We start from the raw sequence: 21,383 nt of genomic DNA, 5'->3' as shown, positions 1-21,383 counted from the left end.
CCGTGGCGCACGATCAGATCACCTCGCGCTCGCGAAAGCGTGCGATATCGCCGTCGCCGTAGCCCAGCGACTTCAGCACTTCCTCGTTGTGCTCGCCGAGCTTGGGCGCGACGCCGATCTTCGCCGGGGTCTCGGAGAAATTCCACGGCGAGCCGTGGACCTTGAGCTTCTTGCCGTATTCCGGATAGTCGACCTCGGTGACGTAGCCGTTCGCGAGCACGTCCGGATCGCTCGCCGCTTCCAGTAGGGTGTTGATCGGCGCCGACACGATGTCGGCGGCGCGCAGGATCTCGACCCACTTGTCGCGCGGGCCTGTGGCGAAGAGCTCGTCGAGCTTGGCGAGCAGCGCGCGGCGCCGGTCCTCGTTGCCGATCACGACGCCGAGATCGGCGAAGCCCGCCTGGCTCAACGCATCGGCGAAACCGAGCGCGGCCGTCGCTTCCTTCCATTTCTTCGCGCCGTTGAGCTGGAACACGAAGGGCTTGCCGTTCGCGTCGTTGAAGCTCGCGCTCAAGCCCGGTCTTTGCGGCGTGCCGGTGATGCGCGCCTGCCCCGTTACCGGTGCGCGCTCGCGCCACATCGAGGTCGTCAGCGTCCAGCCCATGAGGCGGATCTGCCCGCCGAGCAGCGAGCACTCGACTTTCTGCCCGATGCCCTGAGTGCGCGCGCAGTGCAGCGCCGCGAGCATGCCGCCGAAAGCGAGGATCGCGCAGGTTTCGTCCGCGACCGAGACGACGCCGATCTTCATCGGCTGTCCCGGCGTCGAATACGCTTCGGCGATGCCGCCGAGCGCCTGCGCCATCGAATCGGTGCCGGGCAGCGAGGCGTGCGGCCCTTTGGGCCCGTAGCCCGAGACCGACACGTAGACGAGCTTGGGATTGATCTTCTTCAAATCCTCGTAACCGTAGCCGTTCTTCTCCGCCGCGCCCGGCCGGAAGTTCTGCCCGAAGATGTCCGCGCGCGCGACGAGCTTGTACAGGATCTCGCGCGCCTCGGGCAGCTTGAGATTGAGCGTGACGCTCTTCACGCCGCGGTTGTTGGTCTCGAAGTACGTGCTCGGCAGACCGGGGAAGATGCTCGAGCCGCGCGAGTTGTCTCCTTTCCCCGGCACTTCGATCTTGATGACCTCCGCCCCGAGGTCGGCCATCAGCATGTAGGGCACCGTGCCCGCCTGAGCGGTCGAGCACGCGACGACTTTCACTCCATCCAACGGACCTTTGGCCATTGTCGATCTCCTCCTTGTGAGTGGCTTATCATCGCGCTAGTCCGTCATCGCCACAACGAGAATGCAGACAAGCCGCGACGATCGCACCGGGTCGATCGCCCTGCCCGACGAGGTGCATCGCTTCTGGTTCGCCGACGCGACGCACGACCCGCAAGCCGCGCAGGCGCGCAACAAGGTCTGGTACGGCACCTCGCCCGCATTCGACGCGCAGATCGGGGGACGCTTCGACGCGACCATCGCGGCCGCGGGCCGCGGCGAGCTCGCGTCGTGGAAGACGACGCCGCGCTCGTGCGTGGCGCTCGTCGTCGCGCTCGACCAGTTCCCGCGCAACGCGTTCCGCAACACCTCCGCCGCGTTCGCGCACGACGCGCGCGCGCTCGAAGCCGCGCGGCACGGCGTCGCCGCCGGGTACCTCGACGCGCTCTCCATTCCCGAGCAGGCGTTCCTGCTCATGCCGTATCAGCATGCCGAAGACGCGGCGGTCCAGCGCGAAGGCGTGGTCCGGTTCGAACGGCTGCATGCCAAGGCGCCCGCCGAGTGGCACGCGTTCACCGCGAACTGCCTCGACTTCCAGCGCCGGCACCTCGAGATCGTCGAGCGTTTCGGGCGATTCCCGCATCGCAATCTCGTCCTCGGCCGCACATCGACGCCCGAGGAACACGAATACCTTGCCTCCGAACCCGATACCTTCGGACAAGGCGGATAAGCGTCCAATCACGAGGAGAAGAACGTTGAAACTGCTGGTCGCCTGCACGCTCGCGTGCGTGTCGCTGCTGTCGCACGCTCAGTCCTATCCCTCCAGGCCGGTGCGCGTGGTCGTCACCGCGCCGCCGGGCGGCTCGGACGATTTCATGGGACGCCTGCTCGCGCAGCGGCTCTCCGAATCGCTCAACCGCCGCTTCGTCGTTGAGAACAGGCCGGGCGGGGGCGCGCTCATCGGACGCGAATACGTCGCTCGCTCGGCGCCCGACGGTTACACGCTGCTGATGGCGGGCAGCGCGATGGCGGCCCTGCCTGCGCTGCGTCCCAACGTGAAGCTCGATCTCCTGCGCGACTTCCAGCCGATCTCGCTGTTCGCGACCTACCCGCTGCTGCTGGTCGTGCATCCTTCGGTGCCGGCCAGGACCGCGAAGGAGCTGATCGCGCTCGCGAAAGCGCAGCCCGGCAAGCTCAACTTCGCCTCGTCCGGCACCGGACAAGGCCCGCATCTCGCGGGCGAGCTCTTCAAGTCGATCGCCAGGATCGACATCGTGCACGTGCCTTACCAGGGCAGCGGTCCGGCGTACGTGGGCATCATGTCGGGCCAGGTCGACATGAACTTCGGGGTGATCGCGGCGGCCCTGCAACAGGTGAAGTCGGGTAAAGTCCGGGCGATCGGCGTGACGTCTTTGAGGCGCACGACCGCCGCGCCCCAGATCCCCTCGATCGCCGAGACCGGCCTGCCCGGCTACGACTTTCCGTCGTGGATGGGTGTATACGGCCCGGCGGGCATGCCGCGGGAGGTGGTCGCGTTGCTCAACGCCGAGATCCAGAAGATGATGGGCGCAGCGGAAGTGAAGAAGGTCATGCTCGATTCCGGGCTCGAGCCCGCGTCGAGCTCGCCGCAGCAGCTCGAGCAGATGCTCGCGGCGAACATTCAGAAGCTCGGGAAAATCATCCACGACGCGGGGATCAGGATCGAATGAAGACCGTTTACGAAGCGTTTCCGGTCATCGACATCGAAGGCGACGCCCGCGAGTGCGGCGTGCAGCACGGCGAGCGCGCGGCCGAGCGCGTGGCGCGCACGATCCGGTTCTACCTCGGCGTGTTCGGCCGGCATTCGAAGCTCACTCTCGACGAGGTGCGCGAGCGTGCGCGCGGCTTCCTCGCGCAGATCGAAGCGATCGACTCCGCGATCGTCTCGGAGCTCAAAGGCATCGCCGAAGGCGCGCGGCAGCAGCTCGAAGACATCGTCGCGGTGAACTGCCGCACCGAGCTCATGTACGGCGCGGCGCGCGGCCATCGCGCGGCGACCGAGTGCACCACCATCATCGCGCTGCCGGAGGCGACGAAGGACAAGGGCGTCATCGTCGGCAAGAACTGGGACTGGCGCAGCCCGGCGCTCGACTCGGTGGTCCTGCTGCGCATCCGGCAGCACGACAAACCGGCGCTGACGCTGATCGTCGAAGCGGGCATGGTGGGCCGCGACGGAATGAACGAGCACGGCATCATGGTCTGCGGCAACATGCTCACGTCGAGCGCCGACAAGGGCAAGGTGGGCGTGCCGATCCCGATCCTGCGCCGGCGCATCCTGAACTCGCGGCACTACTACGAGGCGATCGACATCCTGACGCGCTCGGCGCGCGGCGCTTCGGGCAATTACGTCATCGCGCACCGCGACGGCGTCGGCATCGATTTCGAGACCACGCCCGACAACGTCTACCCGGTCTATCCCGAGCGCGGCCTGCTGACGCACGCCAACCATTTCCAGGCGTCGGCGGCCCACGCGCACGGCGTGGCGAGCTCGTTCAACGGCGACAGCCTGTACAGGGACTTCCGCGCGCGCCAGCTACTCGAGCCGAAGATCGGGTCGATCACGGTCGAAGACGTCAAAGCGACGCTGCGCGACGAGTTCGGCGCGCCGCGAGCCATCTGCCGCGCCCCGCACGACTATCCGGGGCAGGGTCCGACGATGACGATCGCCTCGATCGTCTTCGACATGAGTAACGAAGTCATGCACGTCGCGCCGGGGCAGCCGAATCGTTCCGAATATCAGCCGGTCTACCTGCCCGGCGCCGAACCGCGCACCGCGGCGGCGGCTTGACCAGGGAGTCGACCGTGTCGCACCCGAGCCCGTCGATCCCGCCCAGGCGCGGACCCATTTTGACTTTGCCCTTGGTTCTTTGGGTCGCCGCTTCCGCCGCCTTCGCCGCCGACGTCCGGGTGGCGCGCGTCGCCGACCTCGACGGCGTCGAGCAGACGCTGCGCGAGCGCATCAGGAATAAGCTCCTGCCCGAGGCGCAGGTCGAGCTCGACTTCATCCGCGGCCGTCCGCCCCTCCAGGCGAACGAAGCGAACCGCAAGCACGCGGCGTACGTCCGGCGAAAGCCCATATGAGCGAATCCTCCGACTCCATCGGTCCTCTGCTGAAGGCGCTCCACTTCGCCGCCGACAAGCATCGCGACCAGCGGCGCAAGGACGAAGGCGCGTCGCCGTACATCAACCATCCGATCGAGGTCGCCGAGCTGCTCGCGCGCGTGGGCGGCGTGCGCGATCTGGTCGTGCTCCAGGCCGCGATCCTGCACGACACCATCGAGGACACGCAGACCACCGCCGAAGAGCTCGAAGAGCACTTCGGCAAGCGCGTGCGCGAAGTCGTGCAGGAAGTGACCGACGACAAGACGCTGCTCAAGACCGATCGCAAGCGGCTGCAGATCGAGCACGCGCGGCATGCGTCGCGGGAAGCGCAACTGGTGAAGCTCGCGGACAAGATCGCCAACGTGATCGCCGTGACCGACACGCCGCCGGCGAAGTGGCCGCTCTCGCGCCGCAAGGAATATCTCGACTGGACCGAGCAGGTCGTCGCGGGCCTGCGCGGCTGCAACCCGGCGCTCGAGAAGCTCTACGACGAGGTGCTCGGGCGAGGCCGCACCGTGCTCGGAGCTCTTCCCGACTAAATCCGGATTTTCGCTGGTACATTCGCCGGGTGCCGCCTCTCTCCGCCTCCCCCACCGCCCACCGCAACCTCATCCTCCTGCTGATCGTCGCGGCGTTCATCGTCGCAGGCGGCATCCATTACCAGACGCCGATGCTGGCGGCGATCGCGGCGGACTTCGGCGCCGACGCCGCGACCACCGGTTGGATACCGACGTGCTCGTTCGGCGGATTGATGCTCGGCATCGTGCTCTTCGTGCCGCTGGGCGATCGCGTCGACAAGCGCAAGCTCGTCCTCACCAAGACGGTCGTGCTGCTGATCGCGCAGGCGGTGATGGCGGCGGCGCCGTCGATCTGGGTGCTCGCAGCAGGCAGTCTCGTGACGGGCCTCTGCTCGTCGCTGCTCCAGCACTACATCGCCATCACCGCCGAGATCGCAAAGCCGGAGGAACGCGGCCGCGCGCTGGGCACGCAGCTCACCGCGATGTTCAGCGGCATCCTGTTCGCGCGCATCGCCGGCGGCATCATCGCCAACCAGTTCGGCTGGCGCATGAGCTACGCGCTGTCGGCCACGATGCTGCTGCTCATCCTGCCGGTGGTGTGGGCGCGGCTTCCGAACACGCGGCCGACCTCGAAAGCCTCTTACGGCGGGCTGCTCGTATCGCTGTACCGGCTCTACCGCGAGCAGGGCGGCATCCGGCGCGCCGCGACGATCCAGTTCATGTTCGGCATCTGTTACGGCGGCTTCTGGGCGGTCGCGGCGCCGATGCTCGCGCTCCTCCATCACGTCGGTCCGACCGCAGCCGGGCTCATGGGCATACCCGGCGCGGCGGGCATCACGATCTCACGCGCGGCCGGACGCTGGAGCGACCGCCTGGGATTGAGGCCCGTCGTGCTCGCCGGCATCTGCTCGATGATCGCGGCATGGCTGGTGATGGGCTTCGGCGTGTGGTGGATCGCCGCGGTGGTCGTGGGGGTGATGCTCCTCGATCTCGGATTACGCGCCGCAATGGTGGCGAACCAGACCCTGATCAACTCCGCAGTGCCCGACTCGCGCTCTCGCGCCAACACCGTGTTCGCGCTGCACGTGTGGACCGGCAACTCGATCGGCGCTTTTCTCACGAGCTGGCTGTTCGCGCATCATGGCTGGCTCGCGGTGTGCGCGGCGGCCCTGACGGCCAGCGTCCTTGCGCTGCTCGTGCACCTCAAGGTGTTGCCGGTGGGTGACACCTGAAGTGCAAAAACAGGCACGTGCGCTGCTCCTCGACAAGCAATATCGCATCTTGGAGGCCACCATCATGAAAGCACGCGCCATCGCTCTCGCCGTCGCGCTTGCCGTCGCGGGCACCAGCGCCCCGTTCACCGCCATGGACGTGTACGCGAAGAGCAAGGAAGAGAAAGAGCAGGAGAAGCTGCGCAAGCAGCAGGAGAAAGAAGACAAGAAAGCCGACCGCAAGGAAGGCCGCAGAGAGATGAAGGAAAGCACCGCCGAAGGCGCCGGTGCGGGTGCGGGCGGTCTCGGCGGCGCCACCGCCGGTGCGGCCGCGGGCATGGCGGTCGGCGGTCCTCCCGGAGCGCTCATCGGCGGCGCGATCGGCGCCGGAGCCGGTGCGGGCGCGGGCGGCGTCATGAGCAAGCGCGCGGCAACGCGCAAGGACCGCAAGGAAGACCGCGAGGAAGCGCGCCAGGAGAAGCAACAGCAGCAGGCGCAGCAGCAACAGCCCCAGCAGGTCGTTCAGCAGCCGGTTCAGCAGCAGCAGCCGATGCCGCAAGACCAGACCGCGCAGGTGCCGCCGCAGTAACCACGGAGTCGGGACCAGACAAAAGGGGCTACGGCCCCTTTTTCTTTGGCACTAGAATCCTTGTCACCAATAACACGAGGAGGATTCATGGCTGCAATGAAGAGGTGGTGGTGGCTGCTGGGCATCGGCCTGCTCGCAACGGGCCCGGCGCTGGCGCAGAAATATCCCGACAAACCCATCCGCATCATCGTGCCGTTCGGTGCGGGCGGTGCGAACGACATCGTCGTGCGCATCGTCGCGACGCGAATGACGGACGCGCTCGGCCAACAGGTCGTCGTCGACAACCGCACCGGCGCCGGCGGTCTCATCGGCACCGACATCGCGGCGAATGCCACACCGGACGGTTATACGCTGCTGGGTACCGCGACGCCGCACGTCATCTTCCCTCACCTCCAGAAGAAGATGCCGTACGACACGCTCAAGGCCTTCGCCCCCATCATGCAGATCGGCGGCCAGCCGTACGCGATCACCATCCATCCGTCGCTCGGCGTGTCCTCGATCAAGGAGCTGATCGCGCTCGCGCACCAGCAGCCGGGCAAGATCAACTACGCGTCCTCGGGCAACGGCGGGGCGCAGCACATGTTCGCCGCGCTGTTCTTCCACATGGCGAAGATGGACATGGTGCACGTCCCGTACAAGAACAGCGGCCTCGCGCGCGCCGACCTGCTCGGCGGGCAGGTGAAGATCGGCTGCCTCGGCATCGCGAGCGTACTCAACCAGCACAGGGCCGGGCAGTTGAAGATCATCGGCGTCACCAGCGCCAAGCGCTCGCGCGAGCTGCCGGACGTGCCCTCCATCGCCGAATTCGTGCCGGGCTACGACGCGTCGCTGTGGAGCGGGTTCCTCGCGCCGCGCGGCACGCCGCCCGCGGTGATCGAGCGCATCCACCGCGACGTGAGCAAGATCCTCCAGATGAAGGACGTGCAGGACGCCTACGAGCGCGCGGGGACGTACGTCGTCAGCACCGACCCGAAGACTTTCGGCGACTACATCGCGAAGGAATACGCGAAGTGGGGCGGCGTCGCGAAGGCGATCAACCTGAAAATCAATTGACCGGCCGAACCATCGTCGGCCGGTCATCGCGAGGAGCGCGGATGCGCGACGCGGCGATCCCGTGGCGTAACGGACGCTCCGGGATTGCTTCGTCGCATCGCTCCTCGCAACGACTGACGCACGTCAGGCACTTGTTCCGCGGGCACGGCACGCGTGCTGCTCCTCTAATCGGAAATACCTACACCGAGGAGCAGCAACATGAAAGCACGTGCGATCGCCCTGGCCGTCTGTCTCGCTGTCGCGGGGACCAGCGCCCCCTTCACCGTTCAGGACGTCTACGCCAGAAAGACGAAAGAAGAGAAAGAACAGGAGAAGCTCGAGAAGCAGCAGGAGAAGGAGCGCAAGAAACAGGAAAAAGAGGATCGTAAGCGCGATCGCAAGGAAGGCCGCAAGGAGCTGAAGGAAAACACCGCTGAAGGCGCCGGCGCGGGCGTCGGCGGTCTTACCGGCGGCTTCGCGGGCGCGGCGGCCGGAACCGCGATCGCCGGGCCGATCGGCACCGTCGTCGGTGCGGCGATCGGCGCGGGCGCCGGCGCCGGCGCGGGTGGGGTGCTCACGCGCCGCGCGGTGACGCGCGGCGACCGCAAGGAACAGCGTGAGCAGGAACGAGCCGAGCAACAGAAACAGCAGCAGCAGCAGGCCCAGCAGCAGCAACAGCCCGTTCAGCAGCAGCCGGCGCCTCAGCAGCCTGTCGCCCAGCAGCAACAGCAGCCTGCGCCGCAGCAACAGGTGCAGACCCAGCCGGCGCCGCAGCAGCAAGCGCCGATGCCCGAGCAACTGGGCGGACCGACCGAACCGACCGCTCAGCAGCCGGGTTCGATCTAGCCACGACTCGCGAAGCGCACGAAGAAAAAGGGGCCGGGGCCCCTTTTTCTACTCAGCGAGACGACTCGTAGGTCGAACCTTCAAGGCATAGCGTCGCTGTTCGCAGTAAACGGCATCAATTCAACTGCACGCCGGTCGCCTTCACCACCTCCGCCCACGCCCTGGCATCTTTCTCCATCGCAGCCTGCAACTGCGGCGGCGTGAGCTTCATCGCTTCCGCCGCGTTCGTCGCGTAGATCTCCTTGACCTTCGGCGCTTCGGACGCCCTGATGAACTCGGCGTTGAGGCGATCGACGACCGCGCGCGGCGTTCCGGCGGGCGCGAGCACGCCCGAGATCACCGCGCCGTCGACGCCCTTGATCGTCTCGCCGATGGCGGGAATGTCCTTGAAGAACGGCGAGCGCGTATCGGCCGCCACGCCGAGCGCGACGAGCTTGCCTTTGTGCACGTGCTCGATGCTCGCCGGCACGGTCGCGAACAGCATCGCGATCTCACCGCCGAGCAGGGCGATGACCGGCGTCGCGCCGCCCTTGTAGTTCACCGCGGTCGTCCTGATGTTCGCGCGCATGCGGAACTTCTCGGCGGTCATGTGCGTGACCGTGCCGATGCCGGAGTTGCCGCACGTGATGCCCGGCTGGCGCTTCGCCACCGCGATCAGCTCCTTCACCGACTTCACGCCGACCGACGGATGCACGACGAGCAATAGCGGCGACGAGTTCGCGACCGCGACCGGGGCGAAGCTCTTCAGCGGATCGTAGGACAGCTTCTGATACAGCGAGCCCGTGATGGTGTGCGTGGAAAGATCGGTGAAGAGCAGCGTGTAGCCGTCCGGCGGCGCTTTGGCGACGAGGTCGGCGCCGATCGTCGTGCCCGCGCCGGGGCGATTCTCCACGACGACCGACTGTCCCAGCGTATGAGTGAGCTCCTGCGCCAGCGCCCGAGAGAACGTGTCCGTCGCGCCGCCGGGCGCAAAGGGGACGATGAGGCGAACGGGCTTGGTTGGATACGACTGTGCCGCGGCGGCGCCGCTGACGAGTGCGAGGACTACCGCGCTGCCGATGGTTCGCTTCATCCGTCCTCCTGTTCCGTCGTTGGCGTGCGCCACGGGATTGCTTCGTCGCTGGCGCTCCTCGCGATGACAGTCATCGCGAGGCGCGCGGAAGATGTCACTCCATCGGCCACCTCAGCTTGACCATCGTCTTCATATCGAGCTTGCCGCCCAACCGCCGCGCCGCTTTCACCACCTCCTCATACAACGCCGCTTCGTCCACCCGCGTGAGCCGCCCGTCGCGCACCACCTGCTCGCCGCCGACGAACACGTGCTTCACCGTGTTGCCCGTCGCACTGTAGACGAGATTCGACACGGGGTTGTACAGAGGCAGCCACTCGGGCAGGGTCGCGTCGAACAGCGCGAGGTCGGCCTGTTTGCCGACTTCGATCGAGCCGATGCGGTCGGCGAGACCGGCGCCGCGGGCGCCGTTGATCGTCGCCATCTCCACCGCCTGCTCGGGCGGCATGATGCGCGGGTTCAGCCGCACCTCCTTGTACGAGCACGCGGCGAGGCGCATCTCCTGCACGAGGTCGCACGTCCCGGAGCTCGCGTGGTCGGTGCCGAGCCCGACGTTGACGCCCAGCGCCATCAGCTCCGGGTGCATGCCGACCTTGAGGTTGCCGTAGCCGTTGTGCACCGACGACGACGGGCAGCACACCACCGTGGGCTTGCGCCTGGCCAATAAAGCGATCTCGTGCGGCTCGAGCCAGCCGCCGTGCAGCAGCAGCATGCGCTCGTCGAGCACGCCCAGGCGTTCGAGCCGCTCGATCTCGGGCTTGCCGAACTGCACGATCGACGAATCGTGGGTGAAGTACGAATAGCACGCATGCGTCTGCGTGATCGCGCCGTGCTTGTCCGCCATCTCCTTCAGGGCGAGGATGAGCGCATCGGACGAATTGTTCATCCCGCGAAAAGAGGCGCTCACCGTCATGCGCTCGTCACGGCGCGCGTAGCGCTCGAAGAGATCGGCGGTCTTGTCGATGCAGCGCGCGGTGTCCTCGATCATCTCCTTCGGCAGGAGGCCGGTCACCGCTCTGTTGTTGTCGAAGCAGCTCACCGCGAGCACCATGCGCAGCCCCGCCGCCATCGCCGCTCGCGCCGTCGCGTCGGGATGGTAATTCCCCGGCTCGACGAAGCACGTCACGCCATGGCGCAGCATCTCGGCGCACGCGAGCGCGACGGCGGTGTACACGTCCTCCTCCGACAGCACCGCCTCGTACGGATACATGTGCTGGAAGAGGAACGCCTGCGCGTTCGATTCGTCGGCGAGGCCGCGCGCAAGGGAGAAAGAAGAGTGCAGGTGAGCGTCGACGAGGCCGGGCGTGGCGACGGTGCCTTGCGCGTTCAGCACCGTCGGCGCGGTCCATGCCCGCTCGATGTCGCCGCTCTTGCCGACCGCGGCGAACTTGCCGTCCCTGATCGCGATGCCCGCGTCGCGGATGACGCGGCGGGAGGCGTCGACCGTGACGGCCCAGCCGACATCGAGGACGAGAAGCTCGGCGTGTTCCACGCCTATAGATAGATCGCGCCGGGACGGAACTTGCGTACGACGGCGACGCCCGCAGCGATAAAGAAGAGCAGCACGACGCCTTGCGCGATGACGAACGGCGGTTCGGCCTGGGTGGGCGCCAGCAATCGCAGGAACGAGACCTTCTGGAACGACTGCACCACGCCGACGAAGGTATTGAGATAGAGGGCGAGCACCGCGCCGGCGATATAGGCGACGCGCCAGCCGTCCTCCATCTTCTTCACGTAGAGCGCGACGAACACCACGCACAGCGCGGCCAGCGAGATCACCCCGACGGCGTGCGAAGGCAGGATCTCGGTGAACGGAAACATGAACCCGGTGATCGTCGTCAGCGCGGTGCTGAAGAGGAAGAGCGTCGTCCAGCCGTTCAGCCGCCGCACTTTGAGCATGCGGGCGACGGCGACGATACCCGAAGCGATCCCGACGAGCGCGATGGCCGTGTGCAGCGTCGTGAACGCCGCCAGCGACATGCCGAGCACCATGATCCGCTCCTTCTATGAGGTTGTGATTCGAACGGTCCGGTTCAGCGTCTCACTATACAGCGGTTTTCAACGATCGGTGGACGCCGCCTCCGGATCCGATACCGCCGCTTTCGGCCGCGACATGTACGCGCCGCCCGCGAGCATCGCCGCGTTGAGCCAGAACATGACGAGCAACCCGAAGCCCGATGCGATCGCGCCGAAGATCAGCGGCGCGACGAGCTTGGTGAGCTGGTTGGTCGTGAACTTCAGGCCCAGCGCTTCGCCCGAGCGGCCGTCGCGCGAGTTGCTGTACATGAGCATGATCACGATCGGCTGGCCACAGCCCATGCCGAAACCGAACAGGAACGCGATGCCGACCAGCGCCGGTGCGTAGACGAAGAGCGGGATCGAGGCGATGCCCACCGCGCCGAGCACGAACGTGTACATGAGCACGCGGTTCTCGCCGAAACGCCTCAGCAGCTTCGGCAGCAGGAAGCGCGACGTGAAGGCGGCCGCGGCGTTGGCGCCGAGGATGGTGCCGATCTGTGAAGCCGACAACCCGATGTCGTGCCCGTACACCGGCATGTAGAACTGGAAGAGATTCAGCCCGGTGTTGAGCAGGCTGCCGGTGATGAGCGTCTGGCGCACGACCGGATCGGCGAGCATCGCGCGCACACTGCCTTTGGTTTTCGCGGCCTTGTGGCTGCCGCCCGGCAGCGACTTCCCGCGCAGCGCGAGCATCACGACCGGCACGAGCGTGACGAGCGCGATGATCAGGCACGTCTCGGCGTGCCCGGCGTGCTCGACCGAGAAGCCGCCGAGCGTCGGCCCGAGGAAGTTCGACACCGAGCTCGTCAGCGCGTAGTTGCTGAAGTTGCGCCCGCGCGTCTCGGTCGTGCTGACCATCCCCACCAGGTTCTGGGTCGCGAGATTGAAGAAGATGACCGACAGACCCATCATCGCCGCGGCGACGTAAATCGCCGGCAGCGCGTGCACGAAATAGGGAATGGTCATGCCGAGGCCGCCGGCGATCGCGCCGAAGGTCATCGGCCAGCGCCCGCCGTGCTTGTCGATGATCCGCCCCGACGTCACCGCGAGCGACATCGGGAAGATCGAGAACGCCGCCGCCACGAGGCCCACGCCGAAAGCGTTCGCGCCCAGGTGCAGCGCGTAGAGCGAGAGCACGACCTGGGCGGAGAACACCGCGATGCAGTTGCAGAGATTCAGCGCATACAAAAAGTAAACCGAAACCACGCTACCTCGGATGACGACGCGCGCGAGCCCCGGAGAGGCCGGGGGCGCGATGGAGTGGGACGCAAGACGCGCAGGAAGATCCCTATTTTAGCGGCTGACGGTCTCGGGAACGTCGCGCGTGTTAGCCTCGCGGGAAAACACGATCGAGGAGGATGGACGATGCACCGTAACACCCTGCGGCTGTGCGCCGCGGTTTGTGCCGCGCTTGCGTGGGGGGCGCATGCCCAGAGCTATCCGACCAAGCCGGTGCGCGTCGTCGTGCCGTTCGCGCCGGGCGGCACCACCGACTTCATCGCGCGCGTGCTCGGCAAGCGGCTCACCGAAGAGCTCGGCCAGACCTTCGTCGTCGACAACCGCGGTGGCGCGGGCGGCACCTTGGGGACCGACATCGTCGCCAAAGCGCCCGGCGACGGCTACACCCTGCTCGTCTATCACATCGGCCTGGCGACCGCGCCGTCGATCTTCGCCAAGCTGCCTTACGACACGCGCCGCGACATCGCCCCGATCTCGCAGCTGGGCACGACGCCGAGCATCATGGTCGTCCATCCTTCGGTGAAAGTGAGCACGGTGAAAGACCTCGTCGCCATGGCGCGCGCCGCGCCGGGCGAAGTCCGTGCGGGAACCGCGGGTGTCGGCAGCTCGGCGTTCCTCAGCGTCTCGCTCTTCGAATACCTGGCGAAGGTGAAGCTCACGCAGGTTCCCTATAAGGGCGGCGCGCCGGCGCTGCTGGCGATGGTCGGCGGCGAGACTCAGGTGATGATCCAGACGATGCCGGATACGATCCGGCAGGTGCGCGCGGGCAAGCTCAAGCTGATCGCGGTGTCGACGGCGAAGCGCGTGCCCGACCTCCCCGACACGCCGACGATCGCCGAATCCGGCGTGCCCGGCTACGACTTCACGACCTGGTTCGGCATGTTCGCGCCGGGTACGATGGCGAAGCCGCTGGTCACGCGCCTGAACCAGCTCGTCAACAAGCACCTCGCGAACGCCGAGGTGCAGAGCGAGTTCCGCAAGGACGGCCTCGAGCCGGGCGGCGGCGGGGTTGAAGAGTTTCGCGCGCTCGTGAATAGTGAGATCGACAAGTGGGCCAAGGTGATGAAGGCGACGGGCATCAAACCGAACTGAACCGACAGGAGGGCTACTCATGGCCACTGAAGACGGAAGCATGGAAGAACTTCTGAAGCAGATCCTCCAGGTGCAAATGCAGATGGTGGCGGCCCAGGTGGCGCAGATCGGGCTGCTCCAGGCGATCGCGACCAACCTCGCGATCGTGGCCGAGGGCGACGGCGGCCCCGAGAACGTCGGCAGCGTGAACCTGCGCGACGCGCTGAAAGGCCTCGAGGCCGCATCGTTCTACCTCGCCCGTCGATAAGCGGAAGCGAACACTCCCCTGAGAGGGAGATCAGCCAGGCATTTTCTTCCCCCTCGGGGGGAGACCACCCAGCATTCCCTCCCCCTCAGGGGGAGGGTTAGGGTGGGGGTGGGTTTAAAGGGGGTTACTCAGCAAAGGAGCCGGTATGTTCCTCCGAGCATCTCTCCTCGCCTGCGCCCTGCTCGCCGGCGCCGCGCACGCCCAGCAATACCCCGCCCGCCCCATCCGCTGGATCGTCCCCTTCCCGCCGGGCGGCAGCACCGACACCTACTCGCGCATCATCGGCGGCAAGATCGGCGAAGCGCTCGGCCAGCCGGTCGTGTTCGACAACCGCGCGGGCGCGGCCGGCTCGGTCGGCGCGGAGATCGCCGCCAAAGCGCCACCCGACGGCTACACCATCGTGCTGGGCCAGGACAGCAACCTCGTCGTCGGCCAGGCGGTGCGCGCCACCAAGAACTTCGACACGCTCAGGGACTTCGCGCCGATCTCGCTCGTCGTGAAGACGCCGCAGGTCATCGTCGTGAACGACAGCTCGCCGTTCAGGACGATCAAGGATCTCGTCACGGCCGCCAAGGCCAAGCCGGGGACGCTCAACTACGCATCAGCGGGCGTCGCCGGCAGCAGCCACGTGCTCGGCACCTTCTTCAACATCGCCGCGGGCATCGACACGATGCACGTGCCTTACAAAGGCGGCGGACCCGGCATGCTCGACCTGCGCGCCGGGCGCGTGAGCTACATGGTCACGTCGATGGTGTCGTCGCTCGGCTTCGCGCGCGACGGCCGCGCGCGTCTGCTCGCCATCACGGGCACCAGGCGCTCGCACCTCTTCCCGGACGTGCCCACGCTGAGCGAAGCCGGCTACCCCGGCTTCGAATCGACCATCTGGCACGGCGTCCTCGCTCCCGCCAAAGTCCCGAAGCCGATCGTCGCGCGCATCAACCGCGAAGTCGTGAAGGTCCTCGCGCTCCCCGAGGTCGTGAAACTGATACAGCACGAAGGCGGCACCGTCTCGCCGAGCACGCCGGAGGAGTTCCAGGCGTTCATCCGCGCCGATGTGGAACGCTGGGGAAACATGGTGAAGAAGACGGGGATCCGGCTGGACTAATCCTGGGGTCAGACCCCGGCTTCATCGGGGTCTGACCCCGGTTTTCTCGAAAGAACACACCGAATGGCCGACATCACCTTCTTCACCAATCCCCAGTCGCGCGGGCGCATCGTGCGCTGGATGCTCGAAGAGCTCGGCGAGCAGTACGACACCGTGCTGCTCGAATTCGGCGCCAGCATGAAATCGCCGACCTACCTCGCCGTGAATCCGATGGGCAAGGTGCCGGCCATCCGGCATCGAGGCGCGGTCGTCACCGAAGCCGCGGCGATCTGCGTGTATCTCGCCGATTCCTTTCCCGGCCGCAAGCTCGCCCCGCCGCCCGCCGATCGCGCCGCGTACTACCGCTGGATCTTCTTCGCGGCCGGCCCGCTCGAAGCCGCGCTCACCGGCAAGGCGCTCGGCTTCTCGTCCGACAAAAAGCAGATGCTCGGCTACGGCAGCTACGAAGACACGGTGAACGCGCTCGAGCTCGCGGTGAGCGCGGGTCCCTTCATCTGCGGCGACCGCTTCACCGCAGCCGACGTCTACGTTGGATCGCAGGTCGCATGGGGAATGATGTTCGGGACGCTCGAAAAGCGGCCGGCGTTCGAAGCGTACTCGGCCCGGCTGCGCGAGCGTCCGGCGGCGCGCAGGGCGCACGAGCTCGATGAGGCGGCTGCGAAGAAAGGTTGATTCTGTCATCGCGAGGAGCAGTAGCGACGAAGCGATCCCGTGGCGCACGGGCTACGGCCGCCGCCTGCAATCCGTAGTCGGCTGCGGCACCCTCGCGCCGGAGGCTTCGAGCTTAGAGACCTTCACCGAACACCGCGCCGGCGGCCCACTCCCCGTCTGACTGAACTCGATCTCGTACCGTCCTTCCGGCACCGGCGTGAACGTGAGAAATCCGAGGCTGCACGACCAATCCTCCCCGACCCGCGCGATGAAGGAAAACGAGAAGGGTTCGTTCGCAGTAACGCGCTGCGTCGCCGACGCACCAGGGTGCAGGCTCGCGAGCAGCATCGACGGCTCGAACACGCCGCACGCTTCGTAGTGCATGTCGACCGAGGTGTAGCCCTTGTTGACGAACGTGATGTTCGCCAGCGCCGCACCGGGTTTGGGCGTATACGGCGTGACGCACCCGGCCAGCAGGAGTGCGAACGACGTCGTGCTGACGAGGCGGAGCAAAGGCGGCACGCTTGACTCACTCCTTGTCTGCGATCTCGCTCTCGGCGTCATGCGCCAGGGATTCGATCGTGTACGCCCGGTCGCCGTAACCGGCAGACAGCGCATAGCCGCGCCGCCGCGCGGGCCAGCGGCCGAGCTTCGCGAGCTGCCGCGCCATCGCTTCGAGCGGCAGCGGATCGCCGCGCTCCTTCACCGGCAGGTCGAGCGCGTAGTGCGGCACCGCCATCTTCGTCCCATCGCGCATAGCGATCGAAGTATCCGCCCTGACCAGGCTCAGCGCGTAGCTTTTTCGGTACACAGTCCGCGTACTCTGCGACATCGACGTCGCCCGTTCGGTGGTCTTGTCGGTCTTCTGCGCGACGACGACCGCGGCGATGTCGGAGAACGTTAACTGCTGCCCCAGCCAACCTACGGGACATTGAAGGAAGCCGTGTCGCTCGGTGACCGTTCGAGAGGAGGCGTCGACGACCACCTCGTGCCAGCTCCCGGCATAAGCGATACACACCGTTCCTATCAGGACTGCGACGATCCACTTCAGCACGTCGAACGCGTTGGGGTCACGCGTCCCGGCGGCGAGCCATACGATGAATGCGATCACAGCGACCGCGATCGCGATGAGGGCGGGCGCTTCGAGCAGAGGTGTGTCGCTGCCGAAGCGCATCACAGGCGTGTCGGATTCCATTCGTTCCGGCCGATGCTCATCCACACACTGTCGTTGCGAGGTGCGCAACCGCGAAGTGCCCCACGACTTGTCATTGCGAGGAGCGCCAGCGACGAAGCAATCCCGTGACGCACGGTAGCTTAACCCGGCGACGTATCGATCCGGTATCGTTCAAGCCAATGAACGAAGCGGCCGACACCGCCGATCGCGAGTATCGGGTCCCCGAGCTCAAGCCCGGGGGACGAAATCGTTCGTATCACGTGACTGAGGTTTCACCCACCGCCTCGCCCTGGGCACGAACTACGGCCTCCTGCTCACCCTGCTGATCCTTGGGCTGGCCATGCTCGTGTTCGACTGGTGGATCTTCCGGCAGCGCGTTCTCTCGCACGTGCTGCTCGCCTGGAACGACACCACCGCGCTCGCCTTCAAGGGCGCGATGGCCGTCCTGCCGCTCATCGGCATTCCTTTGTTGTCTACTCGCTGGGAAGAAGCATCGTGATCGACGCCCAGGCCGGCGTGCTCGCGCGGGAGTGGCTATTCGCGTTCGGCAAGAAAGCGCCGATGAGCGCCGTCGCCCGCGTAGAGATCGTCTTCACGCCGCCGGTGAGCGAATCTTCCGATAGTCACGCACGGCTCACCGTGTTCGATGCGAAAGGCGAAGCGTTGCTCGGGTTTCCGGAAGTAACCGCCGAACGCGACGACATGTTCAGCAAGGACACGTCCGAGCTCGCGAAGAGCCTCGCAATGGAGCAGAGGGTGGCGGCCCTGACTCATGCTTCGTTGACGGTTTCGGGCGATACGGCAGCGCTGTCGGGCGTCTCTCGTCGGATGCTCGAGCACGCCGCCGCACGGGTTTGACCGGGATTGCGGTCCTGTCCCTCTCCCCGGACCAAGGGGACGGAATGCTGATTAACCGCGCTTCAATTCCTGCACGGACTTGATGAGCTCTCCGTCCTCTCGCTTCAGCACCTTCGTCACCGCCCTGGTATTCCCAAACGTCGGAATCCACGAAGAGTGCTTCCCAGCCCCTCCAGTGACGATGACCAGCAAATCCTCCGCCTTCTGAATCATCCTCACCGGCGCATCTAGAGACGCAGTCGCGTACTGATCAGCTAGCTTCCGACGGAACCGCCGCTCGATCGTCTCCTTCGAGAACTTCGACAAAGGCAGCGTGGCGTGCTCGAACAGCCACTTCTTCGCGTCCAGCTTGCTCATCTTGCCTTCGGTCGCGACGGTCTGCGCATGCTCGGGACTGAACGCGAGGCACGGCTGGCCGGCGTAGTACGCGTTGTTCGACCCGGTCGTCGTCATCGTCCCGGCAATCATGGTCAACACCCCTTCGGCGGTGATGCTCTCGTGGTCGTTGATGTTGTGCGGCCCCTCGGCGGCGATCGCCGTACAGGTCGTGGCCTCCAAAGGAAAACCCATCTCGACGTGTAACGGCTCCCACGGCGAAGCCTCTTCGTTCTCGCGCACGCAGAAGCTGAATTTCGCCGGCGTGCCCTGTGTCGCCATGTCGCCGGTGCCGGGGATGGCGCCGCCGATGTTGACGCAGCACAGACGGACAGCCCGTCCAATACAAGCATTCACACGGAAGTAGTTGCCCATGACGTTGGTGCCGGCATGCATGCCGACTTCCTTCGCGATGGGACCGTTGAAGATGAGCATCGGCGTGCACGGGTGCGTGGTCGCCTGGGTGCCGTAGAGGTTGTAGGGCTCTTCGGCCATGGCCTCCAACGCCAAGACCACTAAAGGGAAATGCTCTGGCCGGCAGCCGGCCATGACGCAGTTGGCCGCGACGCGCACCGGCGTCGCCGCGCCGAAGCGCGGACCCATGCGCACGATGGGCTTGTCGAGATCGCGATCGCAGTAGGCGAGCATGCGCTCGACGCGCTCGGGCGTGGGCGGGATGACGGGCAGGCCGTCGCTCAAGCCTTTGTCGCAGAGATACTCGTGGACCGCTTCGGGATCGTCGTCGACCTCGTACGTCGCGTTCGGCTGCTTCAGTATTGCTTCGAGCGAGCTGCTCATGACTTCTGCTTCTCCTTCACCATATCGAGCAACTGCGGCAGCGCTACGGCGGCCCGTTCCTTGACTTTATCCATCTGAAGACCGCCCAGCGGATGCTGGATCTGGAGCAGCGGGAGATCAGGCACGCCGAAGACTTTCGCCTGCGCGGTGCCGAGCTTCATGAAGGTATCGCTGCATACGACCGCGGCGACGAGGCCGCGCTTCGTGAGCTGTGCCATGTCGTGGACACTCCACGACGTGCACGAGCCTCAATCGGCCATCGCGCTGATGACGAGGTCGGCCTCCTCGGCGAGCTCGTCGAGGATCTGGTCGCTCGCGGGCCGGCTCGACGCGGGCTTCCTCTTGTAGACGACCGACTCGACGTCGAATTCCTTCTTCACCCCGTCGACGATCATCTGCAGCAGGTGGTCGGCGTTCGCCTTGGTGTTGTCGAGCACGCCGAGGCGGATGCCGGTCGTGCCGATCTTGCGTTTCGATTCGAGCTTCGCAGCCGGTTCGGGTGGCGCGTCGGGCGCCACGATCTGGATTTTGGCCATGTCATGCCTCCTTGAAAGGTGGGGATATTATGGCCGATTGTTCGTTATCGAACGGGCGGCTAGCTTGCACACGCCACCTGTATAAAGAGGACCTTCCGCGATGACGCCGGATTGGAAAGCCCACAAGCCGAAGGCAAACGACGGCTCGTTGCCCGTCCTGCAGATCGATTTCAAGAATCTGCCCGTGATCGCGACCGGCATCTGGCACGCGCAGATGGCCGGATGGGAGCGGATCCTTACCTACGACTATGTGGCGAACACGTGCGAGCGCAGGAAGAGCCGCGGCGCGAAGCGGGCCGGCATAAATACGAGCGGCTTTCAGCGCTGCGGCCTGACCGCCGACGAGTATCCGTTCGCCTGCACCAAGGAAAACACCGGCTCGACCTTCCTCACCAATGCGCCGGCTGCCGAGCAGCGCGTTCAGGGCGGCGAGCTCAACGCTTTCTTCTCCAGGCACGGTGCGTATACCGCGACCGATCGCTATTTCTACTTCGAAGTGAAGGTCATCAACTACGTCTACAAGCGCTGATCCGACGCGAACGTGAGCCGCTATGCGTCGGAACCGGGCACGACGCGGAAGCGCTTGCGTCTTCCGATCCGGTCACGAGCACGCCTCGAAAATGACTGAACCACTCGACGGCAGCGGCATGCTAACAAACCAGGGTCCGACCCCGAAGAAGCCGGGGTCGGACCCGTCCCATGGTTACTTCTTCTGCACCAGCCCCATGTCGCTCAAGAATTTCTGCATATCCGCCTGCCGCTGCGCGAGATAGCGGCCGAACTCCTCGGCGTTCATGTAGACGTCCTCGTACATGAACTTCGCCATGAAGGCGCGCCAGTCGGCGCTCTTGTGGACCCTGGCGACCGTCTGCTCGAGCACCGTCGCGGCCTCGCGGGGAATGCCGGCGGGTGACGCGAAGCCGCGGCCCGCGCCGATGTGCAGATCGAGGCCCTGCTCTTTCATCGTCGGCACGTCGGCAAGCGCCGGCAGGCGCTTCAACGCCGGGATGCCGAGGATGCGCATCTTGCCGGCCTGCGCCTGCGGCAGCACGTCGGCGAGGTTCTCGGTCGTCGCGTGCACGTGGCCGCCCATCACCGCGATCGCGGCGTCGGGGCCGCTCTTGAACGAGACGACGTTGAAGCGCGCGCCGGTCAGCCGCTCGATGTGATACAGAAAGTAGTGGGCGGTCGCGCCGGTGGAGCCGATCGCGATGTTGATCGATTTCGGCTTCGCCTTCGCCGCGCTCACGAGGTCGGCCATGGTCTTGTAAGGAGAGTCCGCGTTCACCGCGAGCGCGTTCAGGTCGATGCCGATCATGCCGAGCGGCGTGAGCTTGTCGATGCCGATGTCCATGCCGGTGCGGATCGGCACCGACAACACGACCGACACCGCCGCCGACAGCAGCACGTACGGGTCGCCTTTCTTCCCCACCACGTAGTTCTGCGCGATCGCGCCGCTGCCGCCCGAGCGGTTCTGCACGATGAGAATCTGCGGCAGGAGCTTTTCCTTCGCGACCGCCTCGGCGAAGGTGCGCGCCACGAGGTCGGAGCCGCCGCCGGGCGAGGTGTGCACCACGAGCTCGATCGGCTTGGCGGGGAACGATTGCGCGTAGAGCGGGTTTGCAGCGACTGCGAACAGCACGAGCACCGGCGAAACGAGCTTCATGCCTTTCCTCCTGTTT

Annotated in this window: 27 protein-coding genes; 16 read left to right on the top strand and 11 right to left on the bottom strand. The window is 66.1% G+C overall.

Translation table 11 applies throughout. The features are described 5' to 3' along the window. Positions 1-13 precede the first annotated feature (13 nt). Positions 14-1,225: a CoA transferase gene (locus tag VHP37_11390; GenBank protein ID HEX2826943.1), complete on the bottom strand. Its 1,212-nt coding sequence runs from the start codon at positions 1,223-1,225 to the stop codon at positions 14-16. Between the two features lie 61 nt (positions 1,226-1,286). Here VHP37_11390 and VHP37_11385 point away from each other — a divergent pair, with 61 nt between their 5' ends. From VHP37_11385 to VHP37_11345, 9 genes are all read left to right on the top strand, one after another. Then, positions 1,287-1,931: a DUF924 family protein gene (locus tag VHP37_11385; protein HEX2826942.1), complete on the top strand. Its 645-nt coding sequence runs from the start codon at positions 1,287-1,289 to the stop codon at positions 1,929-1,931. 25 nt (positions 1,932-1,956) lie between these two features. Next, a complete protein-coding gene (locus VHP37_11380; GenBank protein HEX2826941.1) occupies positions 1,957-2,910 on the top strand; it encodes a tripartite tricarboxylate transporter substrate binding protein in 954 nt (317 codons plus the stop codon). Further along, the gene (locus VHP37_11375; protein HEX2826940.1) at positions 2,907-4,028 is read left to right on the top strand and encodes a C45 family peptidase; all 1,122 of its coding nucleotides are present in this window, start codon (positions 2,907-2,909) and stop codon (positions 4,026-4,028) included. Before VHP37_11380 ends, VHP37_11375 begins: the two co-directional genes overlap by 4 nt. Positions 4,029-4,099: 71 nt before the next feature. Continuing rightward, positions 4,100-4,321 carry a hypothetical protein gene (locus VHP37_11370; protein HEX2826939.1) on the top strand — a complete coding sequence of 74 codons (222 nt, stop codon included), beginning with the start codon at positions 4,100-4,102 and terminating at the stop codon, positions 4,319-4,321. A gap of 17 nt (positions 4,322-4,338) precedes the next feature. Continuing rightward, positions 4,339-4,881: an HD domain-containing protein gene (locus tag VHP37_11365; protein HEX2826938.1), complete on the top strand. Its 543-nt coding sequence runs from the start codon at positions 4,339-4,341 to the stop codon at positions 4,879-4,881. Positions 4,882-4,910: 29 nt separating this feature from the next. Then, positions 4,911-6,092: an MFS transporter gene (locus tag VHP37_11360; protein ID HEX2826937.1), complete on the top strand. Its 1,182-nt coding sequence runs from the start codon at positions 4,911-4,913 to the stop codon at positions 6,090-6,092. Between the two features lie 64 nt (positions 6,093-6,156). Further along, on the top strand, positions 6,157-6,660 hold the full coding sequence (locus VHP37_11355; GenBank protein HEX2826936.1) for a hypothetical protein: 504 nt from the start codon (positions 6,157-6,159) through the stop codon (positions 6,658-6,660). Between the two features lie 87 nt (positions 6,661-6,747). Further along, complete coding sequence (locus VHP37_11350; GenBank protein HEX2826935.1) at positions 6,748-7,713, top strand: tripartite tricarboxylate transporter substrate binding protein; 966 nt, start codon at positions 6,748-6,750, stop codon at positions 7,711-7,713. Between the two features lie 198 nt (positions 7,714-7,911). Further along, complete coding sequence (locus VHP37_11345) at positions 7,912-8,538, top strand: hypothetical protein (protein ID HEX2826934.1); 627 nt, start codon at positions 7,912-7,914, stop codon at positions 8,536-8,538. Positions 8,539-8,653: 115 nt separating this feature from the next. Here VHP37_11345 and VHP37_11340 read toward each other — a convergent pair whose 3' ends face one another. From VHP37_11340 to VHP37_11325, 4 genes are all read right to left on the bottom strand, one after another. After that, on the bottom strand, positions 8,654-9,610 hold the full coding sequence (locus tag VHP37_11340) for a tripartite tricarboxylate transporter substrate-binding protein (protein ID HEX2826933.1): 957 nt from the start codon (positions 9,608-9,610) through the stop codon (positions 8,654-8,656). Positions 9,611-9,704: 94 nt separating this feature from the next. Continuing rightward, a complete protein-coding gene (locus VHP37_11335; GenBank protein HEX2826932.1) occupies positions 9,705-11,099 on the bottom strand; it encodes an amidohydrolase family protein in 1,395 nt (464 codons plus the stop codon). A 2-nt stretch (positions 11,100-11,101) separates the two neighbouring features. Beyond that, on the bottom strand, positions 11,102-11,599 hold the full coding sequence (locus VHP37_11330; GenBank protein ID HEX2826931.1) for a hypothetical protein: 498 nt from the start codon (positions 11,597-11,599) through the stop codon (positions 11,102-11,104). Between the two features lie 66 nt (positions 11,600-11,665). Then, positions 11,666-12,832: an MFS transporter gene (locus VHP37_11325; GenBank protein ID HEX2826930.1), complete on the bottom strand. Its 1,167-nt coding sequence runs from the start codon at positions 12,830-12,832 to the stop codon at positions 11,666-11,668. 159 nt (positions 12,833-12,991) lie between these two features. Between VHP37_11325 and VHP37_11320 the strand changes: the two genes are divergently transcribed. The 4 genes from VHP37_11320 to VHP37_11305 all read left to right on the top strand — a co-directional run bounded on the left by VHP37_11320 (position 12,992) and on the right by VHP37_11305 (position 15,981). After that, positions 12,992-13,957, top strand: coding sequence for a tripartite tricarboxylate transporter substrate binding protein (locus tag VHP37_11320; GenBank protein ID HEX2826929.1), 966 nt, complete (start codon positions 12,992-12,994; stop codon positions 13,955-13,957). A 19-nt stretch (positions 13,958-13,976) separates the two neighbouring features. Beyond that, on the top strand, positions 13,977-14,204 hold the full coding sequence (locus VHP37_11315) for a hypothetical protein (GenBank protein HEX2826928.1): 228 nt from the start codon (positions 13,977-13,979) through the stop codon (positions 14,202-14,204). Between the two features lie 145 nt (positions 14,205-14,349). Beyond that, a complete protein-coding gene (locus VHP37_11310; protein ID HEX2826927.1) occupies positions 14,350-15,309 on the top strand; it encodes a tripartite tricarboxylate transporter substrate binding protein in 960 nt (319 codons plus the stop codon). Positions 15,310-15,372: 63 nt separating this feature from the next. Further along, on the top strand, positions 15,373-15,981 hold the full coding sequence (locus tag VHP37_11305; GenBank protein ID HEX2826926.1) for a glutathione S-transferase family protein: 609 nt from the start codon (positions 15,373-15,375) through the stop codon (positions 15,979-15,981). Between the two features lie 51 nt (positions 15,982-16,032). Here VHP37_11305 and VHP37_11300 read toward each other — a convergent pair whose 3' ends face one another. Further along, positions 16,033-16,482: a hypothetical protein gene (locus VHP37_11300; GenBank protein ID HEX2826925.1), complete on the bottom strand. Its 450-nt coding sequence runs from the start codon at positions 16,480-16,482 to the stop codon at positions 16,033-16,035. A 7-nt stretch (positions 16,483-16,489) separates the two neighbouring features. Beyond that, positions 16,490-17,155, bottom strand: coding sequence for a hypothetical protein (locus VHP37_11295; GenBank protein HEX2826924.1), 666 nt, complete (start codon positions 17,153-17,155; stop codon positions 16,490-16,492). Positions 17,156-17,474: 319 nt separating this feature from the next. Here VHP37_11295 and VHP37_11290 point away from each other — a divergent pair, with 319 nt between their 5' ends. Together VHP37_11290 and VHP37_11285 are read left to right on the top strand one after the other, a co-directional pair. Continuing rightward, positions 17,475-17,633, top strand: coding sequence for a hypothetical protein (locus tag VHP37_11290; GenBank protein ID HEX2826923.1), 159 nt, complete (start codon positions 17,475-17,477; stop codon positions 17,631-17,633). Then, a complete protein-coding gene (locus tag VHP37_11285; GenBank protein HEX2826922.1) occupies positions 17,630-17,992 on the top strand; it encodes a hypothetical protein in 363 nt (120 codons plus the stop codon). Before VHP37_11290 ends, VHP37_11285 begins: the two co-directional genes overlap by 4 nt. A 51-nt stretch (positions 17,993-18,043) precedes the next feature. Here the strand turns inward: VHP37_11285 and VHP37_11280 are convergent, their stop codons facing one another. From VHP37_11280 to VHP37_11270, 3 genes are read right to left on the bottom strand one after another with little or no spacing between them, the layout of a single operon-like run. Then, positions 18,044-19,165, bottom strand: a complete 1,122-nt coding sequence (locus VHP37_11280) for a hypothetical protein (GenBank protein HEX2826921.1) — start codon at positions 19,163-19,165, stop codon at positions 18,044-18,046. Next, entirely contained in the window at positions 19,162-19,383 is a 222-nt protein-coding gene (locus VHP37_11275) for a hypothetical protein (GenBank protein HEX2826920.1), read from the bottom strand. The genes VHP37_11280 and VHP37_11275 overlap by 4 nt, the downstream gene beginning before the upstream one ends. Positions 19,384-19,413: 30 nt before the next feature. After that, positions 19,414-19,701, bottom strand: coding sequence for a hypothetical protein (locus tag VHP37_11270; protein HEX2826919.1), 288 nt, complete (start codon positions 19,699-19,701; stop codon positions 19,414-19,416). A gap of 100 nt (positions 19,702-19,801) precedes the next feature. On the opposite strand from VHP37_11270, the gene VHP37_11265 reads away from it, so the two are divergent. Continuing rightward, positions 19,802-20,230, top strand: coding sequence for a NucA/NucB deoxyribonuclease domain-containing protein (locus VHP37_11265; GenBank protein ID HEX2826918.1), 429 nt, complete (start codon positions 19,802-19,804; stop codon positions 20,228-20,230). Positions 20,231-20,404: 174 nt separating this feature from the next. Here the strand turns inward: VHP37_11265 and VHP37_11260 are convergent, their stop codons facing one another. Continuing rightward, positions 20,405-21,367 (bottom strand): tripartite tricarboxylate transporter substrate binding protein, encoded by a 963-nt coding sequence (locus VHP37_11260; GenBank protein HEX2826917.1) that lies wholly within the window; start codon positions 21,365-21,367, stop codon positions 20,405-20,407. Between the last annotated feature and the right edge of the window lie 16 nt (positions 21,368-21,383).

The sequence above is a fragment of the Burkholderiales bacterium genome, from assembly GCA_036262035.1.
Lineage (GTDB): Bacteria > Pseudomonadota > Gammaproteobacteria > Burkholderiales > SG8-41 > JAQGMV01.
The sequence above is the reverse complement of the archived record's forward strand: the minus strand, read 5'-3'. Positions and strand labels throughout refer to the sequence as shown.